The sequence below is a fragment of the Bacteroides sp. D2 genome, from assembly GCF_025147085.1.
Taxonomy (GTDB): Bacteria; Bacteroidota; Bacteroidia; order Bacteroidales; family Bacteroidaceae; genus Bacteroides.
This window is the reverse complement of the sequence record NZ_CP102261.1, coordinates 752,199-778,780: the sequence shown is the minus strand read 5'-3', so window position 1 is coordinate 778,780 and position 26,582 is coordinate 752,199. Positions and strand designations below refer to the sequence as shown.

The window sequence follows — 26,582 nt, the reverse complement described above, 5'->3', positions numbered from 1 at the left end:
TCTATATCTTAATCTTTGCACAAAGATAGTCGTTTTGAGCAATAGTTTCAAATAAAACTAATACCTTTGTACCATATTTACTAATACAAAGAGTATGACTTATCATCATTTATCTGTCCTGGTCCATCGTCAGGCCGAAAAATATGGCGACAAGGTAGCCTTAAAATACCGCGACTATGAGACAGCTCAATGGATTCCTATTTCATGGAAGCAGTTCTCCGGAACAGTACGGCAAGCAGCTAATGCTTTCGTGGCATTGGGAGTGGAAGAACAAGAGAATATCGGTATATTTTCACAGAATAAACCCGAATGGTTCTATGTAGACTTTGGTGCATTTGCCAACCGGGCGGTAACCATTCCGTTCTATGCAACCAGTTCACCTGCGCAGGCACAATATATCATTAATGATGCGCAGATTCGTTTTCTTTTTGTCGGTGAGCAATACCAGTATGATGCCGCTTTCAGTATCTTTGGTTTCTGTTCTTCTTTGCAACAACTGATAATCTTTGACCGTTCGGTGGTAAAAGACCCTCGTGACGTATCGTCTATCTATTTTGATGAATTTATGGCGACGGGAAAGGGATTGCCTCATAATGATACGGTAGAAGAACGTACGGAGCGGGCTTCTTATGATGACTTGGCAAATATTCTCTATACTTCCGGCACAACGGGGGAACCGAAAGGGGTTATGCTTCATCATTCCTGTTATCTGGAACAGTTTCATACACATGATGACCGTTTGACGACGATGTCGGATAAGGATGTATCGATGAATTTCCTTCCATTAACACACGTGTTTGAGAAAGCATGGTGTTATCTCTGTATTCATAAAGGAGTGCAGATTTGTATCAATCTCCGTCCGGCAGATATACAGACAACCATTAAGGAAATTCGCCCGACACTGATGTGCAGTGTTCCCCGTTTTTGGGAGAAGGTGTATGCAGGAGTGCAGGAAAAAATAAACGAAACAACAGGATTGAAGAAAGCACTGATGTTGGATGCTATCCGGGTAGGTAGAATCCATAATCTGGATTATCTGCGTCTGGGAAAGACTCCTCCGGTGATGAATCAACTGAAATATAAGTTTTACGAAAAGACTATCTATTCTCTGCTGAAAAAAACAATCGGTATTGAGAATGGTAACTTTTTCCCGACTGCCGGTGCTGCCGTTCCCGATGAAATCAATGAGTTCGTTCATTCGGTAGGAATCAATATGGTGGTAGGATATGGACTGACGGAATCTACGGCTACTGTATCTTGTACGCTGCCGGTTGGTTATGACATCGGTTCGGTAGGCGTTGTATTGCCGGGACTTGAAGTGAAGATTGGCGAAGACAATGAAATCCTGCTTCGGGGTAAGACGATCACAAAAGGCTATTACAAAAAAGCGGAAGCCACAGCTGCTGCTATTGAGCCGGATGGTTGGTTCCATACAGGTGATGCCGGTTACTTTAAAAATGGACAGCTTTTCCTGACGGAACGTATTAAAGATTTATTCAAAACATCAAACGGCAAGTACGTTGCTCCGCAAGCTTTGGAAACGAAGTTGGTCATTGACCGTTATATCGACCAGATTGCCATTATCGCCGATCAACGTAAGTTTGTCTCGGCTCTGATTGTTCCTGTATATGGATTCGTGAAAGAGTATGCCAAAGAAAAGGGTATTGAATATAAGGATATGACGGAACTGTTGCAGCATCCGAAGATTGTAGGACTGTTCCGTGCGCGGATCGATACACTTCAGCAACAATTTGCGCACTATGAACAAATCAAACGTTTCACTTTACTGCCTGAACCATTCAGCATGGAACGTGGAGAATTGACAAATACACTGAAACTGAAACGGGCGGTGGTTGCCAAGAATTATAGTGAACAGATAGAGAAGATGTACGAAGAAAGTGAGAAATAGGCGATAAGCGGCTTATCGTTAAAAATGAAACGGTAAACCGTAAATGATAAATCAGAAATAAAAAAGAGTGTATTGGAGCTCTTTTTAAAAGTATTACCCCTGTTACAGTTCAATCTGTAACAGGGGTAAACTTTGTGTTTAGGGGTGCTTTGACACCTGCTAATTATTTATGGCCGGATCATTTCTTTTAATATCCGAAGATCTGTTCCTGGGTCAATTCTTCAATAGGACCTACAGCTTTCAATTTATCCAGCTCCAAATCTTTCTTATCTCCCAGGATGCAATAAACATACGTACGTCCTTTTACCCATTGCTTTTGGAAATCGACAATATCTTTTAGCGACATATTCTGTATGTCATTGTAGAGCTTGATACGCGGGTCTACGTTTTGCCCTAAATCTTGTGCATTGATATAACTCCAGATAATATCACCTTTGATGATACGTTCGGTGCGCAGACGGTTGGTTAATCCGTCTTTAGCCAGTTTGAAAGCAGCTTCGGATTCCGGCATATTATTGATGATGTCATTAAATGTAGTGACGGCATCAATCATTTTGTCGTTTTGCGTGGCAATCTGTGTACGTAGTACATAGGGATACTTCAAGTAGCTCGGCGGCATTATGCTAGCCCAGGCGGAATAAGCCAATCCACGTGTTTCACGTATTTCCTGGAAGACGATAGAGTTCATGCCCCCTCCGAAGTATTCATCATATAATGCGCGGATAGGTTCAATGGCAGGATCATACTTCTTATCGAGATTGGATATCTGTGCCATGTATATTTGCTTGGCGTCATAAGGAGCTACTAGAACTTTAGTAACGGGAGTTTTGAGATAAGAATACTCGTTTCCGGCAGGAATATCCTTCAGGGTTGCCGGAACCTGATGATATTGGTTGATGGTAGCCAGTAAATCTTTGCTGCTACTTGGGCCGTAGTATAAAATACGGTGCTTGTAGCTGTTCTGATTGTGAATCCGGTCTACCAGTTCCTGTGGATTCATATTTGTCAGTTCCGCCTCCGTCAGTAGATTGGTGGCAGGGGATTTGGGACCGTACATGGCAAAGCTCATCAAACGGGAGAAGTTCTGTCCCTGATTCAGTTTGGCGTCCGAACGGGCTTTCAGTATATCGCTGGTCATATTAGTATAGGCTTCCTTATTAACCTGCGCATCTGCCAGTAGCTTTTCGAATAATTGTACGGCAGCAGGCATATTCTCATTCAGTCCGGAAAGTACGACATACGTGCGTTCGTTACCCGGAGAAACATAGAAAGTACAAGCCAGGCGATAGAATTCACTTTTCAGTTCTTCCGGTGTCATGTCCGAAGTACCGAGATATTCGAGATAATCGAATGCTGTTCCCAAAGCTTTGTCATGGTTGTTTCCCATATCAAAGACATAAATCAATTGGAACAGGTCATTGGCTACATTCTGCTTGTAAAGAACCGGAATATCCGATTTTGCCTTTAATTGGCTCATATCCTTTTGATAGTCGAGGAACACAGGCTCAATCGGTTTAACTGCGCTTTCCTGTACCTCCACAAGGAACGGACTGGCTACATCACGATTGGTTATGATAGGAGTAATCTCCGGTTTCGTCATCTTCTTTTCGTTCGGGTCTTTTCCTTGCTTTTTGTAGATAACGGCATAATTATCTTCTTTCAGGTATTTGTTGGCGAACGCTACGATGTCTTCTTTGGTCAGTTTGGCCATGCGGTCGATGGCAGTAACTTCATTTTTCCAGTCTGTGCCGTTTATAAATGAGTTGACAAACATATCGGCACGTCCTTCGTTGCTTTCCATGTTTTGCAGTTCACCGAGCTTGAAGTTGTTGATGTTTGCTTCCAGCATTTTCTCGTCGAACTCTCCGGCACGGAGCTTCTTGATTTCGCTGAGTAGCAAGTCTTTTACCTCTTCCAGTGTTTGTCCTTGTTTAGGAAGTCCTCCTAACAGCAATGCAGAGTAATCTGCCAGTCCCATCGGGTAACCGTAACTATTCAAGACCTTCTGTTGCTGGTTCAGATCAAGGTCGATAAGTCCTGCCTTTCCATTGTACAATACTTGCGAAACGACTTGCAGGATTTCAAAGTCTTTGTCGGATACACCGGGGAATCTCCAAGCCAGTGCAACGCTTTCGGCATCCGGACCTAACACCTCTTTTACAACTGGTTGCGTGATTGGCGCCTCTTTCGGCAAGTCCAGTTTCGGAAGTTCCAGATTGGGTTTCAATCCACCAAAATATTGATCGATTAATGCAATCGTTGCATCCGGGTCTAAATCGCCGGACATACAGATTGCCATATTGTTAGGCACATACCACTGTTTATAGTAGTTCTTAATGTTCGTGATAGAAGGATTCTTCAGGTTCTCCTGTGTACCTAACACAGTCTGCGTTCCATAAGGATGCTTGGGGAAAAGAGAAGAAAAAATAGCTTCCTGCACTTTGCTGTTGTCACGGGTGAGTGACATATTTTTCTCTTCATATACAGCTTCCAATTCAGTATGGAAACCACGAATCACATTGTTTTCAAAACGATCTGCCTGAATCTTCGCCCAGTTTTCTATCTGGTTGGAAGGAATGTCTTCCTGATAGACCGTCTGGTCATACCAGGTATAAGCATTGCTGCCGGTAGATCCGATGGCTGCCATTAATTTGTCATATTCATTAGGGATAGCATACTTGGAAGCTTCGTAAGAAAGGCTGTCGATGGTATGGTAGATCGCCTTACGTTCCGCTTCATCCGTAGTCTTACGATAAATTTCGAACTGTTGTTCGATTGCATCCAGCAGAGGCTTTTCGGTCGCGTAGTCTTGTGTGCCAAACTTGTCGGTGCCTTTAAACATGAGATGTTCGAAATAATGGGCAAGTCCCGTCGTTTCTGCCGGGTCATTCTTCCCGCCCACTCTTACTGCGATAAATGTTTGTACGCGCGGAGTTTCCTTGTTTACGGTGAGGTAAACCTTTAGTCCGTTGTCCAGTGTGTAAATGCGGGCTTTTAGCGGGTCATTGGGCACTGTTTCGTAGCTATACTTCTTTTGTGAGCTACAGCTGCAAATCACTAATGCCAGGAAGAGTGACAAGCAAGAAAGTTTCAATCGTTTGTTCATAATATGACAACATTTTAATAACAAAAACAAAGGTAGCAGAATTTTGCTTATCTTTGTCCCCGATATCTGAAATTTGTAAATAATAAAATTGTAAATCAAATGATTACTATTGAACAACTTAAAGACGTGAAAGAGCGCACTGATGCGCTGAGGAGGTATCTTTGACATCGACGGGAAGAAAATTCAAGTCGAAGAAGAGCAATTAAGAACACAAGCTCCGGGATTCTGGGATGACCAGAAGAGAGCCGAAGCTCAAATGAAACTGGTGAAAGACCTGCAAAAGTGGATTGAGGGTTACAACGAACTCAAAACGCTGGCAGACGAACTCGAACTGGCATTTGATTTCTATAAAGAAGAACTGGTGACTGAGGAAGATGTAGATGCTGCTTATGCAAAAGCCAGTGAGGCGGTAGAGGCACTCGAACTCAAAAATATGCTTCGTGATGAAGCCGACCAGATGGATTGTGTGCTGAAAATCAATTCAGGTGCCGGTGGTACGGAAAGTCAGGACTGGGCTTCCATGCTGATGCGTATGTATTTGCGTTATGCCGAGACGAATGGTTATAAAGCTACCATTGCCAACCTTCAGGAAGGGGATGAAGCCGGAATCAAGACCTGTACTATCAATATCGAAGGTGACTTTGCTTATGGTTATTTGAAAGGAGAGAACGGTGTGCATCGTTTGGTCCGTGTTTCTCCCTACAATGCGCAGGGTAAACGTATGACCTCTTTTGCTTCTGTGTTTGTTACTCCGTTGGTAGATGACAGTATTGAAGTTAATATTTTGCCTGCCAATATCTCTTGGGATACGTTCCGAAGCGGTGGTGCCGGTGGACAGAATGTGAATAAGGTGGAGTCCGGTGTCCGTTTGCGTTATCAGTATAAAGACCCTTATACCGGTGAGGAAGAAGAAATCTTGATCGAGAATACCGAAACCCGTGACCAACCGAAGAACCGTGAGAATGCAATGCGTCAGTTACGTTCTATCTTATATGATAAGGAATTGCAGCACCGTATGGCAGAACAGGCGAAGGTGGAAGCCGGTAAGAAGAAAATCGAATGGGGTTCTCAAATCCGAAGCTACGTATTTGATGACCGTCGTGTGAAAGACCACCGTACCAACTATCAAACCTCGGATGTGAACGGCGTGATGGATGGCAAAATAGATGGTTTTATCAAAGCTTATTTGATGGAGTTTTCTTCACAAGAATCATAAAAAATAAAATTAGCAAGAGTTATTTTTGGAAAGTTAATAGATTTGTACTTACTTTGTTAGCGTTGAACTTTAAAGCTAACTATTATGGGTAAGGTGAAGAAAAAAGTAGCAATTAGTAAGAAAGAAGAAGAACAAGCCCAGAGGGTTGTCAAAATAGTGTTCGTCTCATTAATTATTTTGGCATTGATTATGCTGATCGCATTTTCCTTTTTCGGCTGATAAGTTCACCACAAATTACACGGTCAACTCAGATTGTTTGGCTATTGATAGGATGAATATCAACTCCGGTCTGTGTTAACCTGCGTAATCTGTGGTGAACTCTTTGTTTTGTAATGCATCTGTATTCCCTGTAATATAAATGTAACTTTTCTGTCATTTTCCCGTATTCAATTTGTCATCTCCGTGTATCCTCACAGTTGTACTTTTGCCATGAATTTAGTAGCAGACAACTGAAATGAGTAGAATCACAACAACCGTCGTTATGCTTTTGCTGGCGACAATGGCCTTTGGACAGGCAAAAGAAGATGCAGGGGATGGTAAGATGCTGGATAAGCAGACCATGGAGTTTAAGGATTATCTGCCGGAGATTCACGGAACAATCCGGGGAAAGTACGAATACCAGACAGAAACAAGTGAAAGCCGTTTTGAAGTACGTAATGCACGCTTCAGTGTTTCGGGAAATGTGCATCCGATAGTTGCTTATAAAGCGGAAATCGACCTTTCCGATGAAGGCTCTATCAAGATGCTTGATGCGTATGCACGTGTTTTTCCGGTGAAAGACCTGAATTTTACGATTGGTCAGATGCGCGTTCCTTTCACAATAGACGCTCACCGTTCACCACATCAACAGTATTTTGCAAATCGCTCATTCATAGCTAAACAAGTAGGAAATGTGCGTGACGTTGGTTTTACGGCTGGCTATACGAATAAAGGTGGCTTCCCTTTTATCCTTGAAGGAGGATTATTCAACGGCTCCGGTTTGACCAATCAAAAGGAATGGCACAAAACGCTGAATTATTCCATAAAAGCACAGCTATTACCTAATAAGAACTGGAATCTGACACTCAGCACCCAAATGATAAAACCGGAAAATGTGCGTATTAATATGTATGATGCCGGTATTTATTATCAGAATGATCGTTTTCATATTGAAGCGGAATATTTATATAAAATGTACGGGCATGAAACATTCAAAGATGTTCATGCAGTGAATAGCTTTATTAATTACGATTTGCCATTGAAAAAGGTATTTAATAAGATTTCTTTCCTGGCCCGCTATGACATGATGACCGATCATAGTGATGGCAAAATGGATGAAACAACAAAAGCCCTGATTATTAATGATTATGCTCGCCATCGTGTGACAGGTGGAATCACACTAAGTCTTTCCAAAGCCTTCATTGCCGACCTCCGGCTGAATTTCGAAAAATATTTCTATAAGAACTCCGGAATCCCTAAAGAATCGGAACGGGATAAAATCGTGATTGAATTCATGACGAGATTCTGATATAAATTGAGAATTGAAAATTGAGAATTAAAAAATGATAGTTTGATACCTCACACCGTGTATCAGAAAACTACAGCGTTTTGATTCTCAATTTTCAATTTTTAATTTATCTTTGTGTCATGGCACAAGAAATAGAACGTAAATTTTTGGTTACCGGTGAATTCAAATCTTTGGCTTTTGCGCAGAGTCGCATTGTACAAGGGTATATCAGTAGTGCTCGTGGGCGTACTGTTCGGGTTCGTATTCGGGATGATAAGGGGTATTTGACGATAAAGGGAGCCTCTAATGCTTCCGGTACCAGCCGTTATGAGTGGGAAAAGGAACTGCCTTTATCAGAAGCGGAAGAATTGATGAAACTTTGCGAACCGGGGATCATTGACAAGACCCGTTATTTGGTGCGCAGTGGCAAGCATATATTTGAAGTCGACGAATTTTATGGTGAGAATGAAGGTCTTATCGTGGCTGAAGTAGAGCTTGAGTCAGAAGATGAGGTCTTTGTGAAACCCGGTTTTATTGGTGAGGAGGTAACCGGAGATATACGCTACTATAACTCACAGCTAATGAAAAAACCGTATAAAACGTGGTGAACGTTAACAAATAAACCGTATATTTGTTCTTAGTATAAAAAAGAGAGCAGTGTATGGATATGGAACAGTTATACGGTTATGTGCCGCGTGAATTGGTTACTTTTGTTTTAGTTACTTTGTTTTCATTACTAATCGGACTTTCGCAGCGTCGAATCAGTCTGAAACGTGAGGGTGAGACTACTCTTTTCGGAACCGACCGTACTTTTACTTTTATCGGTATACTGGGTTACTTGCTTTATATACTCGACCCTACGGATATGCGTTTATTTATGGGAGGTGGAGCCGTGTTGGGATTGCTATTGGGATTAAACTACTATGTAAAGCAATCACAATTTCACGTCTTTGGCGTGACTACCATTATTATAGCTCTGATTACTTATTGTATGGCACCTATCGTAGCTACCCAACCTTCCTGGTTTTATGTCATGGTGGTTGTGACAGTGCTTCTGTTGACCGAGCTCAAACATACTTTTACGGAATTTGCGCAACGAATGAAGAATGATGAAATGATTACGTTGGCAAAGTTCCTGGCTATCAGTGGTATTATCTTGCCGATGCTTCCACATAAGAATTTGATCCCGGATGTAAATCTCACTCCTTATTCTATCTGGCTGGCAACAGTGGTGGTATCCGGTATTTCTTATCTTTCTTATTTATTAAAGCGATATGTATTCCATGAATCCGGAACATTAGTCTCCGGTATTATCGGCGGATTATATAGCAGTACGGCTACTATCTCGGTGCTTGCCCGTAAAAGCCGGAAAGCCTCGGAGCAAGAAGCCACTGATTATGTTGCTGCCATGTTATTGGCTATCAGCATGATGTTTCTGCGCTTTATGATATTGATACTTATTTTCAGTCGAGAAATCTTCTTGTCTATTTATCCGTATCTATTGACTATGGCAGTGGTGGCAGCTATTGTGGCCTGGTTTATTCATTCCCGTCAAAAGCGTTCCAACGACCAGCCTGTTGAAGAGGAAGAGGATGATAGCAGCAATCCGTTGGAATTTAAAGTTGCTTTGATTTTTGCCGTACTCTTTGTTATATTTACTTTCTTAACTCATTATACACTTGTTTATGCAGGTACAGGCGGATTGAATCTCCTTTCTTTTGTATCCGGTTTTAGTGATATCACTCCTTTCATATTAAACTTATTGCAAAATACGGGTAGTGTTGCTGCATTGATAATTACTGCTTGTAGTATGCAGGCTATCATCAGTAATATAATGGTAAACATGTTCTATGCTTTATTCTTTGCTGGGAAAGGAAGTAAACTTCGTCCTTGGATTCTGGGAGGGTTCGGTGTGGTGATTGCTTGTAATCTCGTGTTGTTGCTGTTCTTCTATATTTAAAGAGGCTTTTAGGTATAAAACAACTGTTATTTGTATGGACGAGATAGATTCTTAGATTTATTTTAGAATAAAATGCTCATGTATATAATTCCATAAAAATATCCCTATCTATTTTTACTTGATATTAATAGATAGGGATATTTGTAGAAAGAGCCTTTACCAAGACCAGTCGCTCTCTTTGTAATTTGCTTCTACTGCTGTCTCGATCTCATCAGGTAGATTATGATAGAAATCAAGCCCGGTTATGGATTCTAACTCATCGATAGATTTTGCACATGCTTTAATATTTTTTGATTTGTCGCTTTTGTGCTCTATATAAAATCCAATAGCTTTGTACTGTCCATTCTTGTAAGATAAGATTGTACTGAAGTAATATTTAGGTATCTTGACACCATACGTACCTGTTTCCAGTATTGCATAATCTATGGATGTTCCTTTCACAATGTAAGTTGTATCTTGAGGATTTGACACCTTTGCCCACTCCTGTACTTTGTTCTCTATCGCATCCCAAGTACTTCCACCTTGGTTGAATCCGGTTATTAGTTGCGGACTGATATTAGAATAATAGAATGTCTGACTATTTGCTTCACGGCTATATAATCTGTCACTTGAAGCTACCATGTGTCCTCTATTATACGGTGAATAGTAGTCTTGTTTGTCAGTCCTGTATTGTGCCGGAATATTAGTATCTGGTTTATAATCGTCTTTACGATCCACATTCTTTTGAGAAGTCACATTGTCAAAAGTCAATGCTACCCAACGTACATGTTTTTTCGTACAATCGTATTCATAACTGTAAGTGACAGTCTTTTTTCCATTCTCTGTAGTTGTCCAGGTATGAAAAATGTTCATGCTTCCACCTTTCAGTTTAGGAATTTCGATTCTTCCTGCATACCCTGATGGATTAGGGTCCGGATCTGGATCAGGATTTGAACCATTGCCTGCTAATTGTTTGAGTGTGAATTTGGCCTCCTCTTTTCCGGCTGTGATTGTAATAATGACACTTCGTTCAGCTCCGGTATTTGCTTTCATATATCCGCTGATTGAGCCGTTTCCATTGCCGGATGTTCTACTCAACGTGCACCAAGTCTCACTACTTGAAGCCTGCCATGTGCCGTCAGCTTTTACACGAATGATAAATCCGCCTCCGTTTCCATTGATTTGCGTTTGGTCTATAGAGGCGATTCCTTGATTCGTATTGCCCGGATTATCAGGGAGTTCGGGAGAATCCTGTTCACTACATGAGATTGCTGTGTTACAGGTTATGAACAGGATGAATAGTTTAAATAATGCTTTTGTCATTTCATTTCTTTGATTAAATAAATAATAGTAGGCAAGTGATCGCTATATCCGTTTAGCCATACACCACCTGCTTGTGTCCGTTTAGGATATCCTTTGTATTTCCCTTCTTTTTGGAACATAAAATCACGGCGGAAAATTTCATGTTTATAAAACTTCAGTGTGCTGCGGTCAGTACCTAGTAGATTTCCGGTAAATACGATTTGATCGAACAGATTCCATTTACCTTTGTACATCAGAGTTCCGTATCCTTTCTTCAAAGTATCCCACCACGGATTGTACAAGTCTGTAGGACCTACATCAGCAGGTTTCCGCTTAGCTCCAAGTGCTACAGCCATACTTTTATCCATCGGGTCATCGTTCATATCCCCCATGATAACAATTTTGGCTGCGGAGTCTTCCCTTAACAGTGAGTCTTTGATAGCTCTTACCTGTTCTCCTGCACGTTCACGTGCTGGGGAAGCCGCTGCTCTCGAAGGCCAGTGATTGACGATAAAGTGCATCTTCTCTCCTGCAATATTACCGCTGGCAATCAGGAAACCGCGCGTCTTATGTATCGTGTCATTGATATATACATAAGGTACGAGCTTGCTATTCGTCAGTTCAAATAGTTTGGGATTATAGAAAAAAGCACAGTCCACACCACGTTGGTCTTCTCCTTCGTAGTGAACATACTGGTAACCTCTGTCCGCTAAAGCAGGTTGTTTCAGTATGTCTTCTAATACTCTGTAATTTTCGATTTCAGAAACGCCGATAATGGCGGGACCCATTGGCAACTTGTCGGTACTTAACAGGCTTAATATTTCCGACATGTTTTTCAGCTTAGCCTTATACTTCATCGTATTCCACTGATTAGTACCGTTAGGAAGATACTCGTAGTCATTCTTACCTTCATCGTGAATGGTATCAAACAAATTCTCCATATTGTAGAACGCTACACTGTAGAGGGCAAATTTCTTTTCCTGTCCATAGGCCATGAGGACGAAAAGAGCGAGTACACCTAAAGTCATTAAGCTTTTTTTCATCTTTGAAATTGATTTTAAAAGTGGGTAATTTGTCATTTGTATGACAAATATCTAAAAAGAAAACGAAAAACCCACCCTTACGAGTTACTTTTTTTGTAAAAAACATTGTTATTTATAAAATTCTTTGTTATTTTGCGTAACAGCTTATTTCATTTGTATTGCAAAACGAAAGACCAATTAACATTAATATAAATTAAATTATGAAACAACGACTAGGGTTAGCGATCGTGCTATTTTGCTTAATGCCAGCACTTTTTGCTCAGCAAAAGGCAAAGCAAAACGCCCGTGAGGACAATGCTTCTTTCATGTTTACAGAATCACAATTGAATGAGGATGATGATGCAGCACAGAGCACATCTGCATTGGTCACTTCTAACAATGATGTTTATCTGTCAAATGTAGGTTATCTGTTTAGCCCAATGAGATTTCGTGTGAGGGGATATGATTCCCAGTATAGTGACATGTATATCAATGGGGTACAGTTTAATGATGCAGAAACAGGACGTTTCAGTTACGGATTAATAGGAGGATTAAACGATGCTACCCGTAATAAGGAGGGGATCGGTCCTTTTGAAATTAACAACTTTACTTTCGGAGCCATAGGGGGAGCTTCCAATATCAATTTACGTGCCAGCCAATATGCGGCCGGTTCAAAACTCACCTTATCAGGTAGTAACCGCAACTATATCTTGCGTGGAATGTATACTTATTCTACAGGTCTGATGAATAATGGATGGGCCTTTACCGGTTCATTGGGATATCGTTGGGGTAACGAGGGAAATATTGAAGGAATCAAGTACAACTCTTTTTCTTACTTCCTCGGTGCAGAGAAAGTATTCAATGATCGCCATAGTCTTTCTTTGGCAACTTGGGGAACACCTACAGAGAGAGGGCAGCAAATGGCGGCAACTGAAGAAGCCTATTATTTAGCAAACAGTCATTATTATAATCCGAACTGGGGATATCAGAATGGAGAAAAACGAAATGCGCGTATTGTACGCCAGTTCGAGCCATCAGCCATCGCTTCATGGAATTTCACCATTGATGATAATAAGAAACTGGTGACGAGTGCCGGATTCAAATATTCCAATTATGGCAAAAGTGCTTTAGGCTGGAATGGTAATGCAGCCGATCCGCGCCCGGATTATTATAAAAAGTTGCCTAGCTCTATCTTCGACGTGTGGGAATCCGTTCCTACTGCCGATGAACTGCAGCAGTTTAATGAGGTTACTGATAATTGGAAGAATAATAAAGCTTATCGTCAGTTGGATTGGGATGCTCTTTATTTTGCCAATAAACAAGCGAATGCATTAGGTAAAGAGACGCTTTATTATGTGGAAGAACGTCACGACGACCAGTTAGCTTTCAACTTGAGTTCTGTATTCAATCATCAATGGAATGAGCGCAATAGCTATGTTGCTGGAATTGCAGTGAATACAACCAAAGGTATGCATTATAAGAAAATGAAAGACTTGCTGGGTGGACAGCTTTATACGGATGTCGACAAGTTTGCAGTACGTGACCATGGCGCTAGTTCCAGCATGGTGCAGAATGACCTCGATAATCCTAACCGTCGTATTGGTGAAGGTGATAAATTTGGTTATGACTATAACATCTATGTGAATAAGCAGAGCGCATGGGTACGTTACCAGGGTAATAATGGTGGATCATTAAATTATTTTGCTTCCGGTAAAATCGGATCTACACAAATGTTCCGTGATGGATTGATGAGAAACGGACGTGCGCCATTGAAATCACTTGGTAGTAGCGGTACGGCGAAGTTCCTGGAAGGCGGTATAAAAGCTGGTCTGAATTGGGCTATCAATGGCAATCATTCCTTTACGTTGAATGCCGGATATGAAGAACGTGCACCGTTGGCTTACAACTCTTTCATCGCTCCGCGTATTAAGAACGACTTTGTGAGAGATTTGAAAACAGAGCGTATCATTGGTGGTGATTTGACTTACAACTTCAATACTCCTTGGGTGATGGGACGTTTGACGGGTTATTACACTCGTTTCCAGAATCAAGTAGAAATGGATGCTTTCTATAACGATAGCGAAGCACGTTTCACTTATCTTTCTATGAACGGTATTGAAAAGGAACATTGGGGAATAGAAGCTGCTGCTACCTTTAAATTGACAAGTGAGCTGTCATTAACAGCTATCGGTACTTGGAGCGAAGCTAAGTATACCAATAACCCGGATGCTGTATTGACGTATGAAAGTGAGAATGAATCAAACCTCGACCGTGTTTATGCTAAAGGTATGCGTGCCAATGGCACTCCGCTTTCTGCTTATAGTCTTGCTTTGGATTATAACGTAAAAGGTTGGTTCTTCAATTTGACAGGAAATTATTATGATCGTGTATATATCGATTTCTCAAGCTATCGTCGTCTTGGCAGTGTATTGGATAAGAATGGTGCCGGTGTAGATGCTAACGGAAATCCGGTTCTCAATGTACCGGGTCAGGAGAAACTGGATGGCGGATTTATGTTGGATGCTTCTATTGGAAAATATATCCGTTTGCGCAATGGAAAGAGCATTAGTCTCAATTTAAGTTTGACTAATATCCTGAACAATACAGATTTGCGTACAGGTGGTTTCGAACAAAACCGTGATGATAATTACAAAGACGGTGACGCACGTGTTTACAAGTTTTCCAAGAATTCTAAGTATTTCTACGCATTCCCGTTCAATGCTTTCTTGAACATTGGTTATAGATTTTAAGAATGTGTAGTTATCAATCCAAAACAAAAAGAAAGGAAGAAACAATTATGAAGAAATTACTATCTATATTATGTACCGGATTACTGCTATGTGGCGCAGGTCTCACTTCCTGTGAGAACTATGATGATCCGGTGACGGGAAATGCTTATGGCAATAATTCGATCCCGGAAGGACGTACGATTTCAATAGCGGCATTGAAAGAGAAATACAATGATTTCATTGATACAAGCAAAGATACTTATACGACTATCGAAGGTGAAACGCGTATTGAAGGGGTAATTACCTGCGATGATGAAAGTGGAAACTTGTATAAGAAGCTCGTGGTGGCAGATGAAACAGGAGCAATCGTTATTGGTGTTAATGCAACCGGATTGTATGCATTCTGCCCGGTAGGTCAGAAAGTAGTGATTGACTGTAAGGGGTTGCAGATAGGTAGCTATCGTAAACAGGCACAGATCGGAACTGTTTATAATAATGCAGTAGGACGTATGCCGGAATATGTATGGAAACAACATGTACGTTTGATAAACGAACCTAAGTTATACTATTCGGAATTGACACCGATTGAAATTACTACTCCTGCCGAACTTGCTGCTATAAACTTGAAAGAAGCTCCGGTATTGGTTACCTTCAAAAATGTGAAACTTACCGAAGCAGATGGAACTGCGACTTACGCTCCGGGTGATGAAGGATCGGTAAAACGTTATTTTACTTATGCCGATGGTACGGAGAGTGGAAGCAACTTATTCCTTTATACCAGCGCTTATGCTAATTTTTCAATGGAAGTGATGCCGCAGGGCAGTGTAAATATTACAGGTATTTTATTGCGTTACAATAACCAATGGGAGGTTGTTGTTCGTACTTTAAACGATATCAAACGAAATAATTAATTCAATTAACACATATAATTATGAAAAAGATTCTAAATGCTTTATTCTTGACGCTGCTTACAGTGTTCACATTTAGTTCATGTAGTGATGTACCGGCTCCTTATGATATATTGGGAGAAGGTGATGTTCCGGGACTGACGGGTGATGGTACGAAAGAGAATCCATATAATATAGCTACTGCTTCATTGAAACAAGATGGTTCTGTAGCTTGGGTACAGGGATATATTGTAGGTTCTGCAGATGGTGCATCCTTGGCTGATGGCTCTAAGTTTGAAGCTCCTTTTGTTGGCGCATCAAATATTTTGATTGCAGATGATGTGAATGAAAAGGATTACAAGAAATGTATTCCAGTGCAGTTAGTTGCCGGAACAGATTTGCGGGCTAAACTGAATTTGGTTGATAATGCAGCTAATCTGGGACAAGTTGTTATTATTAAAGGTACATTAGAAAACTACTTTAAGCAAGCTGGTGTAAAAGCTCCTACTGCTGCTGTTCTTAATGGACAAGAGATTGGAGATAGTGGCGAACCGACTCCGGGTGGTAATTTGGTTGAATTACTTGATCCGTCTAATCCAGTAAATCAAGTAGTTAATACTTTTGATGATGCTGAAACTGATAAAGATTATGTAAAAGAAGGGTATGTGAATTTGGCAGAAGTAGGAGGTAGAACTTGGAGAGGTAAACCTTTTAATAATAATGGTCTTATTCAGGCAACAGCTTATGGTAGTAAAGAGCCCTCTATTATTTCATGGTTTGTTACTCCTGCTGTGAATATAGCTCAAATGGAAGTGAAAAAGGTTACGTTCGACTGCATTTCTGCATATTATAAAGATGGTAATAAATTGGAAGTTTATTTCCTTGAGAAAGATGGTAATAATCTGAAACAGACTTTATTGAATGTGGGCACTTTACCTCAAAATGCAGAAGGTTATTCAGATGCTAAAACTTTAACTGGTGACCTTACAAGTATTGGTGATAAAGTTGGTTTTATTGGCTTTAAATTTGTCGGTAGTGAAACAGCGAGTGGAACTTATCAGATTGACAATTTATATGTAGGTGTAGAGCCGGGTGAAGGTCCTGGACCTGGGCCAGATCCAGATCCAGTAGGTGATGGCACTAAAGAAAATCCATATGATGTAACTACTGCTCTATCTCTTTCAACTGCTACTGGTACAACTGTTGCTTGGGTAAAAGGATATATTGTAGGAAGTGTTAATTCTGATAACGCTTCGTCATCGGTTGATGGACCGGAAGATATTATTTTCGGAGTAACTGGTATTCGTGCAACAGCACTTGTAATTGCGGGTTCTGCTAATGAAACCGATTATAAAAAATGTATGGTTATTGGATTTGGAAATGATAGCCAAGCTGCAAAAACAGCACTGAATTTGGTCGATAATCCTGGTAATTTAGGAAAAGAAGTGCTTCTTCAAGGTACTCTTAAATATGCATTTAACGCTCCAGGGATGAAAACTATAACAGATCATGAATTAGTAAGCGGTGGTGAAGAACCAGAACCGGAGGGTAAGGTTTATACTAGCAATATAGCATTGCCTACGGAAGATAATTCTACAGATTCTTATTATGGTGGGAAAGTTAAGATTGATGAAGTCTCTTATGACATATTGAAATTGGGGACAAGTTCAAAAATAGGAACATGGACTTCACCGATTTTTGGAAAAAGTGCAACAAAATTATCTTTTTATGCTCTTGGCTGGAAAGGTCAGACTGCAACTTTGATTGTGACTATTGATGGTGGTACTTTTGCTGGGGGCACTACAACGCAGACTATTTCCTTGAGTGGTAATGATGGAATATCAGGTAATCCGCCTTTTACAATTAATGCTCCTGCTTCTTCAGATTTCTTCGAATATACATTAAATGATGTAACAGCCAATACAAAAATTAAATTTGCAACTGATGAACAAGAGACTGCGAAGAATAGGCGTGCTGTGATTTTTGGAGTTAATATTGAATAACTTATCAATCGTATAGTATAAAAAGAGAGGTTGATTTTCAATCTCTCTTTTATATTTGTATTATAATATCTAGGGCATTTATGAATAAAACTATATATATTTATTCGAGTTTATTATTCTTTGGTTTTATTTTATTGTCTTGTAGCAAGGATGATAATGATAACTCCAATAATTTTGCTACCGGTATCGTAGAACTCCCTGCTCTCCGCAATGGTGCAAACGATGTATTCATAACCCATTCTACTACTTTCAAGGGGCAGAAAGTAACCTCTTTCAGTATGGAATACGATAAGAGTAAGAAGCATTCCCGTTGGGTTGCTTTTCGATTCGATAATCAAACTAGACTGCAAGAGGCAACTCGTGGCGATAATTTTATTCCGGACCCTTCTCTTGATACGGAATATCAGCGTACTCAAACAGATTTTGGGCGAAAAGGTTATGATAGAGGGCACCTCTGTGCTTCCGCCGATCGACTTTATAAACAAGATGCTAACGATCAGACCTTTTATTATACAAATATGAGTCCGCAACGGAATAATTTTAATACAGGTGTTTGGTTAGCATTGGAGGGACAGGTGCAATCATGGGGACGTAGCTGTACATCTTTAGATACTTTGTATGTGGTAAAAGGTGGAACAATTGATAAGGAAGAACAAGTTAAAGAATATATAGGCGGTGACCGTAGCAAACCTGTTCCTAAATATTATTATATGGCTTTGTTGTTTAAAAAGGGAGATTCTTTCAAAGCAATTGCTTTTTGGGCAGAACATACAGACGACAAACCTTCAAAAACAATAAAGCTTGTTGACTATGCATTATCAATAGACGAACTGGAAGAAAAAACAGGAATTGATTTCTTTCCGAACTTGAATGATAATCTTGAAAATGCACTTGAAGCTACTTATTCAACAAAAGCATGGCCGGGATTGGAGTAAGGAAAGGATGAAGTGAAATTAAGAAAAGACAGAATGCTATTTGATGTTTATTCTCTCCTTATTAATTTCGTCAATTCCTCTTTCAACCTATCACCGCCATTCTGAAATGCCTTGTTCATCGTGTTTACAGAATGGTGATAGGTCGTATCTAACCTATCACCATATCTTTCACCTATCACCTTATGGAAAAGCGTATAATTATTCTCTTTTCGGTTTGATTCGAACCACTTTATAAACATTCCCACGTTTGGTGTGTATAGAAGGCACTTGATTCTTTTGTAATATTCTCCCGAATTGAATAATATTGCAATCAGATATATGAATTTTACTGTCGTGCTGCACCTGCTCCAGTATCTCAATAGCAAGAAGTAACTCATATTCTTCCTCCTCTTCTTTAGCAGCCCGGAAAAATTGGTGGAATAACTGCTCCGCAATAGGGATCACTTGAAATTCCTGATTGGCTTCGGTCATAACCTTTTCATCTTCAGTGTCGAACCAGTAACGTTCTCCCCTGTAAATATCGTGTATTGCTTGTGCATAAAGTTGTTCGTAATCAATCGGAGAACAGTCAATCGGGCCGGTCACATTGATAACAATGTAGCGTCGGCTTCCGGAAGTGTCAGTCAGTAAGTCCTTGTGGTTGCTTGTTCCTATAAATGAAGCGTAACGGCGCATCTCTTGTGTGGCTGTACCATGGGGGCGACGGATATTAACTACAGGCTTTTGCAGGATATGCTTCAGGAAAGCCTGTTGACTCACTCTGTTTTGATCGAACTCGTCCATGTTAATGAGCGCGAAACGATTTAGAGCCAGCTCGGCATCCCTTTTGTTACTGAAATCAATGCGGTCGGTATAGTATATCTGTAATTCCGGTGGCAACAAACTCCGGCAGAAAGTCGATTTTCGATAGGCTTGCGGCCCGACTAATAACGGTACTGTACAATTGGCATACTTGCGATCGGTGTGACGCCAATGTTCCACCATATTTAGAAACCAACGGTAAAATAAATCTGGCCAGTGAATGTTGTTGCAAGGAACACGGGAAGCCAGTTCACGAATCCGGTCGTGTCCGTCCCAACGGACATCTACTCCGAAAAGAAAATCCTCAATAGGGTTGAATATCGGGATGCGGTCGGAATCGAGGTAACGGATCACGTCCCGATCCCATAAGTTGAGGCCTTCCAGGCGTGCGTTCATGGCGATACTGTTGCGTATACGGTTGGTGATGGGGCGGAAACAAAAACAAAAGGTGTTCCGTTCGCGATATTCCGTAACAGTCGTCATTGTGTTGTAACGAAATTCGTACCGGCGTTGCATAAACTCTTCCGTTCGGAATTCCAATTCCTGCTCTGTCGATAAAGGTAATTTTTGTCCGAATCCTTTGGCTCCGGTATATACATTCTGTACAGTTTGCCGGATGAGAAATTCTTTCTTCTTGGTATAGAAATGAGCGATTGCCCAACGGGCTGTTTCTTCTTCCGGTATGCCTGCCTGAAAACAGTTTTCCGCCAAGTGGACCAATAATGGCTTGAGATCTTCGTCGGAATGTAGGTGTGTGTTTGGCTGAAGTTCGCTTAATGAGTGGTAAGCCTTGTTCAGGGCTGCTTCGAAGAGTGCGGACAAAGTTTCAAAGCTGTCATAACCGGGAATCAGTCGTTTGAAAGGAGATGTTTCTGCCTGTACGGATTCTTTGTAGGTTGTGTCCGATGGCATTTCCAGTGGCTGACGCATATAAATGACGGTGGAGTCAGGATTATAGTAAAGTTCCGGATCACACGTTTGCCGGCAGAATTGCTCCAATGTCGGATTTTTGAGTTCGATGGAGTAGGAGAGTGCCGGTTGATAAAGACTGACGGCTTTTCTGTAGGCGTGAGCCTGGAATATTTCTGCTTCTTCCCGGTCTTTGGGAAGTGATTTGTCCGGGCGGGTGAAGCGTAGCCATATTTTTACGGAATGACCGCTGGAACCCATAAAAGCGGCAAAAGTCTGTGTAAGTTCTGCTGCCTCTTGTTTGATACGGTTTACTTCTGTCCGGTTTGCCAGATGATTCACTTCTATTTGTACAATGCCGTTATATCCGGTCATTTGTGCGCCATTTGTTGTTTTGCGGAAGTTAGCCGCAGGGATAACTTTGGGTAGTTTTTGAGCTGCTTCCAGTTTACTGTCCGGTGAGGCATAACGTATGCTTGTCCGTAGATTACTTATCGGGCGGGCTTTCGTTTCATGCTTCATCGCTTCTATTTGTAGGTTTATGTCCAACGTCCGCATGGTTGATGTTCCGTCGTTGTCCCGCATTAAAGTAAGTTTCATGTCAAAAGTGATTATTGTTTATGTTTTTTATTAAAGGCTTATAAAGGTAGGCTTTATTATCCGGTATGCCAAGTTTTTTCGTACTTATTTATTATTTATCTTATGAGACGGATTTTGCTCTTTTATGTGGTCTTTAAATTCTATTGTATAGCGAGTTAATCTCATTAGTATACTGAAATGAAGAATGTCGTAGCTTGAAACAAAATGTTTCGTGCCTCGAAACTATTAGTTTCAAGGCGGGAAACTCTTGTTCCCCCGCTTTGAAACTTTAGTTCCTCCATGGAGAAACTTTAGTTTTATCAGTATGAAACTAAAGTTTCTAGCCTTTGAAACCAAGTGTTTCAAGGCATGAAAACAAGAGCATCTAAGTATGAAATAAGAATTACCCCTTATTAAAACGACTGTTTGCTATAGGCTTTTTCAAAAAATAGGCGGTGATAGGTGATAGATGAGGTGATAGGTTAATAATAACCTGTCACCATGCTGAAAGTATTATAAATAGGGAGTTTCAGAAAGGCGGTGATAGGGTGAAAGAGGATTTTCATTTTTATGTATGAGAGAGCCTGCTGGATATACATAACTTCCTGCATTTATTTCCATATTTCCACTGCATTTAAAAAAATATATATATCTTTGTCATACGCTTTCTGCTCATCAGCGTGATGAAACTAGCGGGAGGCGGTATATATTACTAAATGGAATATGTAATGTATTATCTCTCCCACTCGAAACTTAGCAATTTCATATAGAGGAGAGATGATTCAACAGATATTCCACGCGAACGGTTTTATAATCAACATATCCGTTAAAGATGTGTTATATATAAACGATTGGCGTGGGTGTCTGTTGTTATCATTGTCTTTCTATAGGGTATGCTAAGACCTCGAGTGGAGATAATGGTACAACAGCATTCACGTCTTTCTTGTATCCGGTCGGTTATGATTACCCCAAAAAGTTTAATCTAAACAATTCCCCGTCCGCCTGAAATACAGAAAACGTGGATGCCCGTTGTGTCACATAAACAAAATAATATTCAATCTTTATTGTGGAACACATTAAAACAAGAGCATTATGTCGAAATGGATTAGCGTAGAAGAAGCGGCGGTCAAGTATGGAATTAACAAAGAGGTTATCTGGCTTTGGGCGGAGATGAAAAGATTTCCTATGTCGTGTGAAGAAGGGATCACTGTTGTGGATGAAGAAAGTGTTGAAGGATTCCTGTATCAGAATAAAGACCGAATTACAGCCGAGTATATCGATACATTGGAAGAACTATGTATTGAAAAGGCAAATATCTGTAACTTATATGCTGAAATTATCGGTTGCCAGGATAAAGAACTCTTGTGTCAAAGAGAACAAATTGCCCGGATAAGCGAGATATTATTGGCTATGGAAAGGCAAAACGCCCGGCTCCGGGATTGTAAGAAAGTACTCACGAAATATGAACAAGAATTAGACGGTTGCTGGATAGGAAGAATCTGCGCTGACTTAAGGCGGCTGAAACGGCCGATACAACGGTATATATCATCTTTATTTCACTTCAAATAAAGAAGATTTGTTACCCTTAAACGGGAATGTTTAAATATACTAGAAATATACTGTAATAAGATATTTTATCCATTCGTTTCATATTCTTAACTCCGAAAACTTCGTAAGTGTGGATAAACCAATTACTTTTGGCCTCTGACTTTGCAGCATTTTTGAATGTTATGCATCTAATAAACATAAACTAAATATTTCTAGTCATGAAACACAGACTGTTACTACTATTGCTATTCGTGTTCGCCACGTCTGTGGCTGGGTGGGCACAAAAATCCACGGCTCCTTCTTATACTATCAAAGGAGTACTTCTTGATTCTTTAACACAAGAAGGAGAACCGTATGCTACGATTAAGATAACTCCTAAAAATGCTCCGGATAAAGCCGTAAAGATGGCGGTCACAGGGGCGAATGGTAAATTTCAGGAAAAACTGAATGCTGCTGCAGGTAGTTATATAATCACAATTTTTTCCATTGGCAAGTCGCCTATAGTAAAAGAGTTCACTTTAAAACCTTCGGTCAGGGAGATTGATTTGGGAACGATGATTTCTTCAGAAGCCAATAATGTGTTGAAAGGAGTGGAGGTTGTTGCACAGAAACCTTTGGTAAAGGTAGATGTGGATAAAATCGAATATAATATTGAAGATGATCCGGATTCAAAATCGAACAGTATATTGGAGATGCTTCGAAAAGTTCCTCTGGTCACGGTGGATGGAGAAGACAATGTACAGGTGAACGGCAGTAGCAGTTTCAAGATTCATGTGAATGGAAAGCCCAATAATATGATGAGCAATAATCCGAAGGAAGTGCTGAAAAGTATGCCGGCGAATACGATTAAATATATTGAGGTGATTACTTCACCGGGAGCTAAATATGATGCGGAAGGTATCGGAGGTATTCTGAATATCGTCACAGTGGGTACCGGATTTGAAGGATATACGGCTACTTTCAGAGGAAATGCCAACAACAACGGAGTAGGTGCAGGTACTTATGCAATGGTGAAGCAGAACAAACTGACGGTTTCTGTCAATTATAACTATAATTATGATAATAGTCCGCGTGGCTATTCCAGCGGTTACAGGGAAATTTATAATCCCAGTGGTGAAAATGAGAAATATCTGGAATCGGAAAATAGTTCTAAGTCGAAAGGAAACTTTCAATATGGTAATTTGGAGGCGAGTTATGAGATCGACACATTGAGGTTGTTGACTGTGGCTTTTGGAATGTATGGTAGCAATAGAAAAGACGATAGTGGTGGGAATACGATTCTTCACGGAGCGGACTTCCAGGATTTTGCGTATCGTTATAGAACAGACAACCATGGAAAAGATTCATGGTATTCTATCAATGGGAATATAGATTATCAGCGTACTTCCAGAAAGAATAAAGAGCGAATGATTACTTTCTCTTATAAAATCAACTCCCAGCCTCAAACTTCTGATTTATATAATACTTATCTGGATATTGAATTTGATGAAAACAAACAGGAGGTTATTGACAGGTTGAATTTGAAGAATTTCCATTCGGACGGAAAAACGAATACAATGGAACAGACTTTCCAAGTGGACTATACCACTCCGATTGGAAAACTACATACGATTGAAACCGGTGCCAAATATATTTTCCGACGCAACTCCAGTGATAATAGACTTTATGACGCTCCAAGAGGGAGTGAAGACTATACGTATAGTGAAGATCGCAGTAGTGAATACCGCCATTTGAATCATATTATTTCCGCTTATGCCGGGTATACACTGAAATATAAGGATTTCACTTTTAAACCTGGGCTTCGTTATGAGCAAACCATACAAGAAGTGAAGTATCTGGTCGGTCCGGGTGAGAATTTCAGCTCTGATTTTAGCGATTTGATCCCTTCTGTTTCATTGGGTATAAAGCTCGGCAAGACGCAGAATCTTCGTGGCGGATATAATATGCGTATTTGGCGTCCGGGTATCTGGAACTTGAATCCTTATTTCGATAATCAGAATCCGATGTTTATCAATCAGGGAAATCCGAATCTGAAAAGTGAAAAGAGTCATTCTTTCGATTTGTCTTATAGCAGTTTTACAGCCAAGTTCAATATTAATCTTTCGTTGCGTCATTCTTTCAATAACAATGGAATTGAAAGAGTTAGTCGCTTGATTGATGCTGAAGAGGGGGAAAACTTTGAGGGTGGTCATCATGCTCCCAAAGATGCTTTGTACAGTACGTATGATAATATTGGAAAGAGCCGGGAGACAGGATTAAACTTTTATTTGAATTGGAATGCCTCTCCTAAAACGAGAATTTATATCAATGGACGGGGAAATTATAATGATTTAAAGAGTCCTTCAGAGGGACTGCATAATTATGGATGGAATGCTTCTGCGTATGGAGGAATTCAACAGACTTTACCGGGGAAAATCCGTTTGAGTTTGAACGGAGGTGGAAGTACGCCACGTATCAATTTGCAGGGAAGAAGTTCTGGCTATAATTATTATAGTTTGGGATTAAGCCGTTCTTTTATGAAAGAGGAACGTTTGTCCTTGAACGTTTATTGTAGTAATTTCTTTGAGAAATACAGAACTTACAATAGCCATACCGAAGGGGCTAATTATATATCGAGGAGTTCGAGCAAGTATCCAAGCCGGTATTTTGGCTTTAGCGTCAGCTATCGGATTGGAGAGTTGAAAGCCAGTGTGAAGAAAGCTGCACGCAGCATCGACAATGATGATGTGAAAGGTGGCGGAGGAGGTGGAAACACTGGTGGCGGAGGTGGTCAGTAGACCACTTCCACGCACCGTGGTTCCCACTTATTTCTGTCTCACATCTTGCTTGTTGGTGTTAAAACCAAGTTTGGTCAATCCGGCTTGTACGTCAGGATGGCTCATGAAAAGGTTCCATAACAACCCTGTCCGGTAATTTTCGATCATTACAGCGATAGGTCCCTGATCGATAGCCAGATACCGTTGCGGATACCAATTATCCGTTTCGCTGAAAGCATCATAGAACCCGAAAGGACCGAACACTTTATCTCCCATACCATACAAATGGTGCATTACTTGCATGGAATACTCCGGTGTATAGACAATCGATGAAAGTGCGGCGGTAGGGGAGATGACTCCTTTGTCGTCCTGCTCGTTGGGTGAATGAGCTGCATATCCATCGACGGAGTAGCTGGCAGTCAGTCCCCAACAATCCGGTCCGAAACCTTTGTAATGTTTGGGGTTGCGGATGCAGTAGGCACGGTTGACTAATGTCAGGTTGCGCATTTCGTGGAAGTAGCTGGGGCAGTATTCATCTTTCAATCCTACCGGATCAAGTCCGAGGAAAGAATATTGAGCCCAGAAAAGCGGTCCGGCTTCCGTGCCCTGATAGCGGAGATGCAATTCGATTCCTTCTACTTTATGGGGAGAGACGATGGCTCCGTTCTGTGCCCAACCGTCATGATAAACAGCGGCAGGTACTCCATGTGTAGGAGAAGCGGCGGCAAGAATATACATAATCATACATTCGTTGTAACCATGTACGGGGAAATTCATTTCCCAGCCATACGTCGGACTCCAATGCCAGTAAAGGACATTTTGCCCGCCTTTCCGGTACCAGTTCCAGTCGACATCCCGCCAAATCCGGTCGATACGTTGAGCGAGTGCTTTCTCTTTCTCATTTCCGTTGACGTAATATTGGTGTACGGCAAGCAGACCTTGTATGAGGAAAGCTGTCTCTACCAGGTCGCCTCCGTTGTCTTTCTGGCCAAACGGTTTCACCTTTCCGGTGTCACCATACCACCAGTGGGGGTAGGCTCCGTGGAAACGGTCTGCTTTTTCGAGGAAAGAAACGATGCGTTCCATGCGCGTCCGTCCTTCTTCGCGGGTGACATAACCGCGGTCGATTCCCGCAAGGATAGCCATGATGCCGAAACCGCTGCCACCGGAAGTGACTACGTTGGCATCATTTTCAGGATATACGCCGTCCACATGATACCGTTCGGGAGCCAGACCGCTATTCGGTTCGGCACCTTCCCAGAAGTAGAGGAAAGTCCGTCGCTGAACGGTATCCATTAATGCGTCGTCCGACAGCGAGTCGGTGGCGGCAGAAAGGTTGTCTTTTTTGCTTTTCCCTTTACAACTCTGGAAAGTCAGGGCGATGGCGGATAGAAACAGCAACATCAGAGGAAGTGCGTTCATCTCGATTATTCTTTGATATTTATCTTTCATCAT

Annotated in this window: 17 protein-coding genes; 12 read left to right on the top strand and 5 right to left on the bottom strand. The window is 41.0% G+C overall.

The genetic code is table 11. From position 1 onward, the window contains the following. The first annotated feature begins 94 nt into the window (after window positions 1-94). The gene (locus NQ505_RS02725) at window positions 95-1,909 is read left to right on the top strand and encodes an AMP-dependent synthetase/ligase (protein ID WP_008998044.1); all 1,815 of its coding nucleotides are present in this window, start codon (window positions 95-97) and stop codon (window positions 1,907-1,909) included. 187 nt (window positions 1,910-2,096) lie between these two features. On the opposite strand, the gene NQ505_RS02720 is transcribed toward NQ505_RS02725, so the two are convergent. Beyond that, complete coding sequence (locus tag NQ505_RS02720) at window positions 2,097-5,015, bottom strand: M16 family metallopeptidase (RefSeq protein WP_032853243.1); 2,919 nt, start codon at window positions 5,013-5,015, stop codon at window positions 2,097-2,099. 99 nt (window positions 5,016-5,114) lie between these two features. On the opposite strand from NQ505_RS02720, the gene prfB reads away from it, so the two are divergent. The 5 genes from prfB to NQ505_RS02695 all read left to right on the top strand — a co-directional run bounded on the left by prfB (window position 5,115) and on the right by NQ505_RS02695 (window position 9,677). Next, window positions 5,115-6,231 (top strand): peptide chain release factor 2 gene (prfB, locus tag NQ505_RS02715; RefSeq protein ID WP_143256892.1). Its coding sequence is split into 2 segments (ribosomal slippage): window positions 5,115-5,177 and window positions 5,179-6,231, totalling 1,116 coding nucleotides; the frame shifts between segments, so codons are not numbered across the junction. 84 nt (window positions 6,232-6,315) lie between these two features. Then, window positions 6,316-6,450 carry a hypothetical protein gene (locus tag NQ505_RS02710; RefSeq protein WP_008998042.1) on the top strand — a complete coding sequence of 45 codons (135 nt, stop codon included), beginning with the start codon at window positions 6,316-6,318 and terminating at the stop codon, window positions 6,448-6,450. Window positions 6,451-6,685: 235 nt separating this feature from the next. Next, window positions 6,686-7,738: a porin gene (locus tag NQ505_RS02705; protein ID WP_032853241.1), complete on the top strand. Its 1,053-nt coding sequence runs from the start codon at window positions 6,686-6,688 to the stop codon at window positions 7,736-7,738. Window positions 7,739-7,857: 119 nt separating this feature from the next. Further along, complete coding sequence (locus NQ505_RS02700; protein ID WP_008998040.1) at window positions 7,858-8,325, top strand: CYTH domain-containing protein; 468 nt, start codon at window positions 7,858-7,860, stop codon at window positions 8,323-8,325. A 59-nt stretch (window positions 8,326-8,384) separates the two neighbouring features. Next, window positions 8,385-9,677, top strand: a complete 1,293-nt coding sequence (locus NQ505_RS02695; protein ID WP_032853303.1) for an MgtC/SapB family protein — start codon at window positions 8,385-8,387, stop codon at window positions 9,675-9,677. Between the two features lie 156 nt (window positions 9,678-9,833). Here NQ505_RS02695 and NQ505_RS02690 read toward each other — a convergent pair whose 3' ends face one another. Beyond that, window positions 9,834-10,979, bottom strand: a complete 1,146-nt coding sequence (locus NQ505_RS02690) for a DNA/RNA non-specific endonuclease (protein ID WP_008998038.1) — start codon at window positions 10,977-10,979, stop codon at window positions 9,834-9,836. Continuing rightward, on the bottom strand, window positions 10,976-12,001 hold the full coding sequence (locus NQ505_RS02685) for an endonuclease/exonuclease/phosphatase family protein (protein WP_032853240.1): 1,026 nt from the start codon (window positions 11,999-12,001) through the stop codon (window positions 10,976-10,978). Before NQ505_RS02685 ends, NQ505_RS02690 begins: the two co-directional genes overlap by 4 nt. Window positions 12,002-12,201: 200 nt before the next feature. On the opposite strand from NQ505_RS02685, the gene NQ505_RS02680 reads away from it, so the two are divergent. From NQ505_RS02680 to NQ505_RS02665, 4 genes are all read left to right on the top strand, one after another. Then, window positions 12,202-14,730 carry a TonB-dependent receptor gene (locus NQ505_RS02680; protein WP_004299561.1) on the top strand — a complete coding sequence of 843 codons (2,529 nt, stop codon included), beginning with the start codon at window positions 12,202-12,204 and terminating at the stop codon, window positions 14,728-14,730. A 47-nt stretch (window positions 14,731-14,777) separates the two neighbouring features. Then, window positions 14,778-15,620 carry a DUF5689 domain-containing protein gene (locus NQ505_RS02675; RefSeq protein ID WP_008998037.1) on the top strand — a complete coding sequence of 281 codons (843 nt, stop codon included), beginning with the start codon at window positions 14,778-14,780 and terminating at the stop codon, window positions 15,618-15,620. 20 nt (window positions 15,621-15,640) lie between these two features. After that, complete coding sequence (locus NQ505_RS02670; RefSeq protein WP_008998036.1) at window positions 15,641-17,599, top strand: DUF6359 domain-containing protein; 1,959 nt, start codon at window positions 15,641-15,643, stop codon at window positions 17,597-17,599. Between the two features lie 80 nt (window positions 17,600-17,679). Continuing rightward, a complete protein-coding gene (locus tag NQ505_RS02665) occupies window positions 17,680-18,534 on the top strand; it encodes a DNA/RNA non-specific endonuclease (protein WP_008998035.1) in 855 nt (284 codons plus the stop codon). A 198-nt stretch (window positions 18,535-18,732) separates the two neighbouring features. Here the strand turns inward: NQ505_RS02665 and NQ505_RS02660 are convergent, their stop codons facing one another. Next, window positions 18,733-20,844: a BT4734/BF3469 family protein gene (locus NQ505_RS02660; protein WP_008998034.1), complete on the bottom strand. Its 2,112-nt coding sequence runs from the start codon at window positions 20,842-20,844 to the stop codon at window positions 18,733-18,735. A gap of 1,071 nt (window positions 20,845-21,915) precedes the next feature. Between NQ505_RS02660 and NQ505_RS02655 the strand changes: the two genes are divergently transcribed. Together NQ505_RS02655 and NQ505_RS02650 are read left to right on the top strand one after the other, a co-directional pair. Beyond that, on the top strand, window positions 21,916-22,392 hold the full coding sequence (locus NQ505_RS02655) for a hypothetical protein (protein ID WP_008998032.1): 477 nt from the start codon (window positions 21,916-21,918) through the stop codon (window positions 22,390-22,392). 197 nt (window positions 22,393-22,589) lie between these two features. Next, on the top strand, window positions 22,590-25,148 hold the full coding sequence (locus NQ505_RS02650; protein ID WP_008998030.1) for an outer membrane beta-barrel family protein: 2,559 nt from the start codon (window positions 22,590-22,592) through the stop codon (window positions 25,146-25,148). Between the two features lie 27 nt (window positions 25,149-25,175). Here NQ505_RS02650 and NQ505_RS02645 read toward each other — a convergent pair whose 3' ends face one another. Next, entirely contained in the window at window positions 25,176-26,579 is a 1,404-nt protein-coding gene (locus NQ505_RS02645; protein WP_008998029.1) for a glucoamylase family protein, read from the bottom strand. Window positions 26,580-26,582 lie beyond the last annotated feature (3 nt).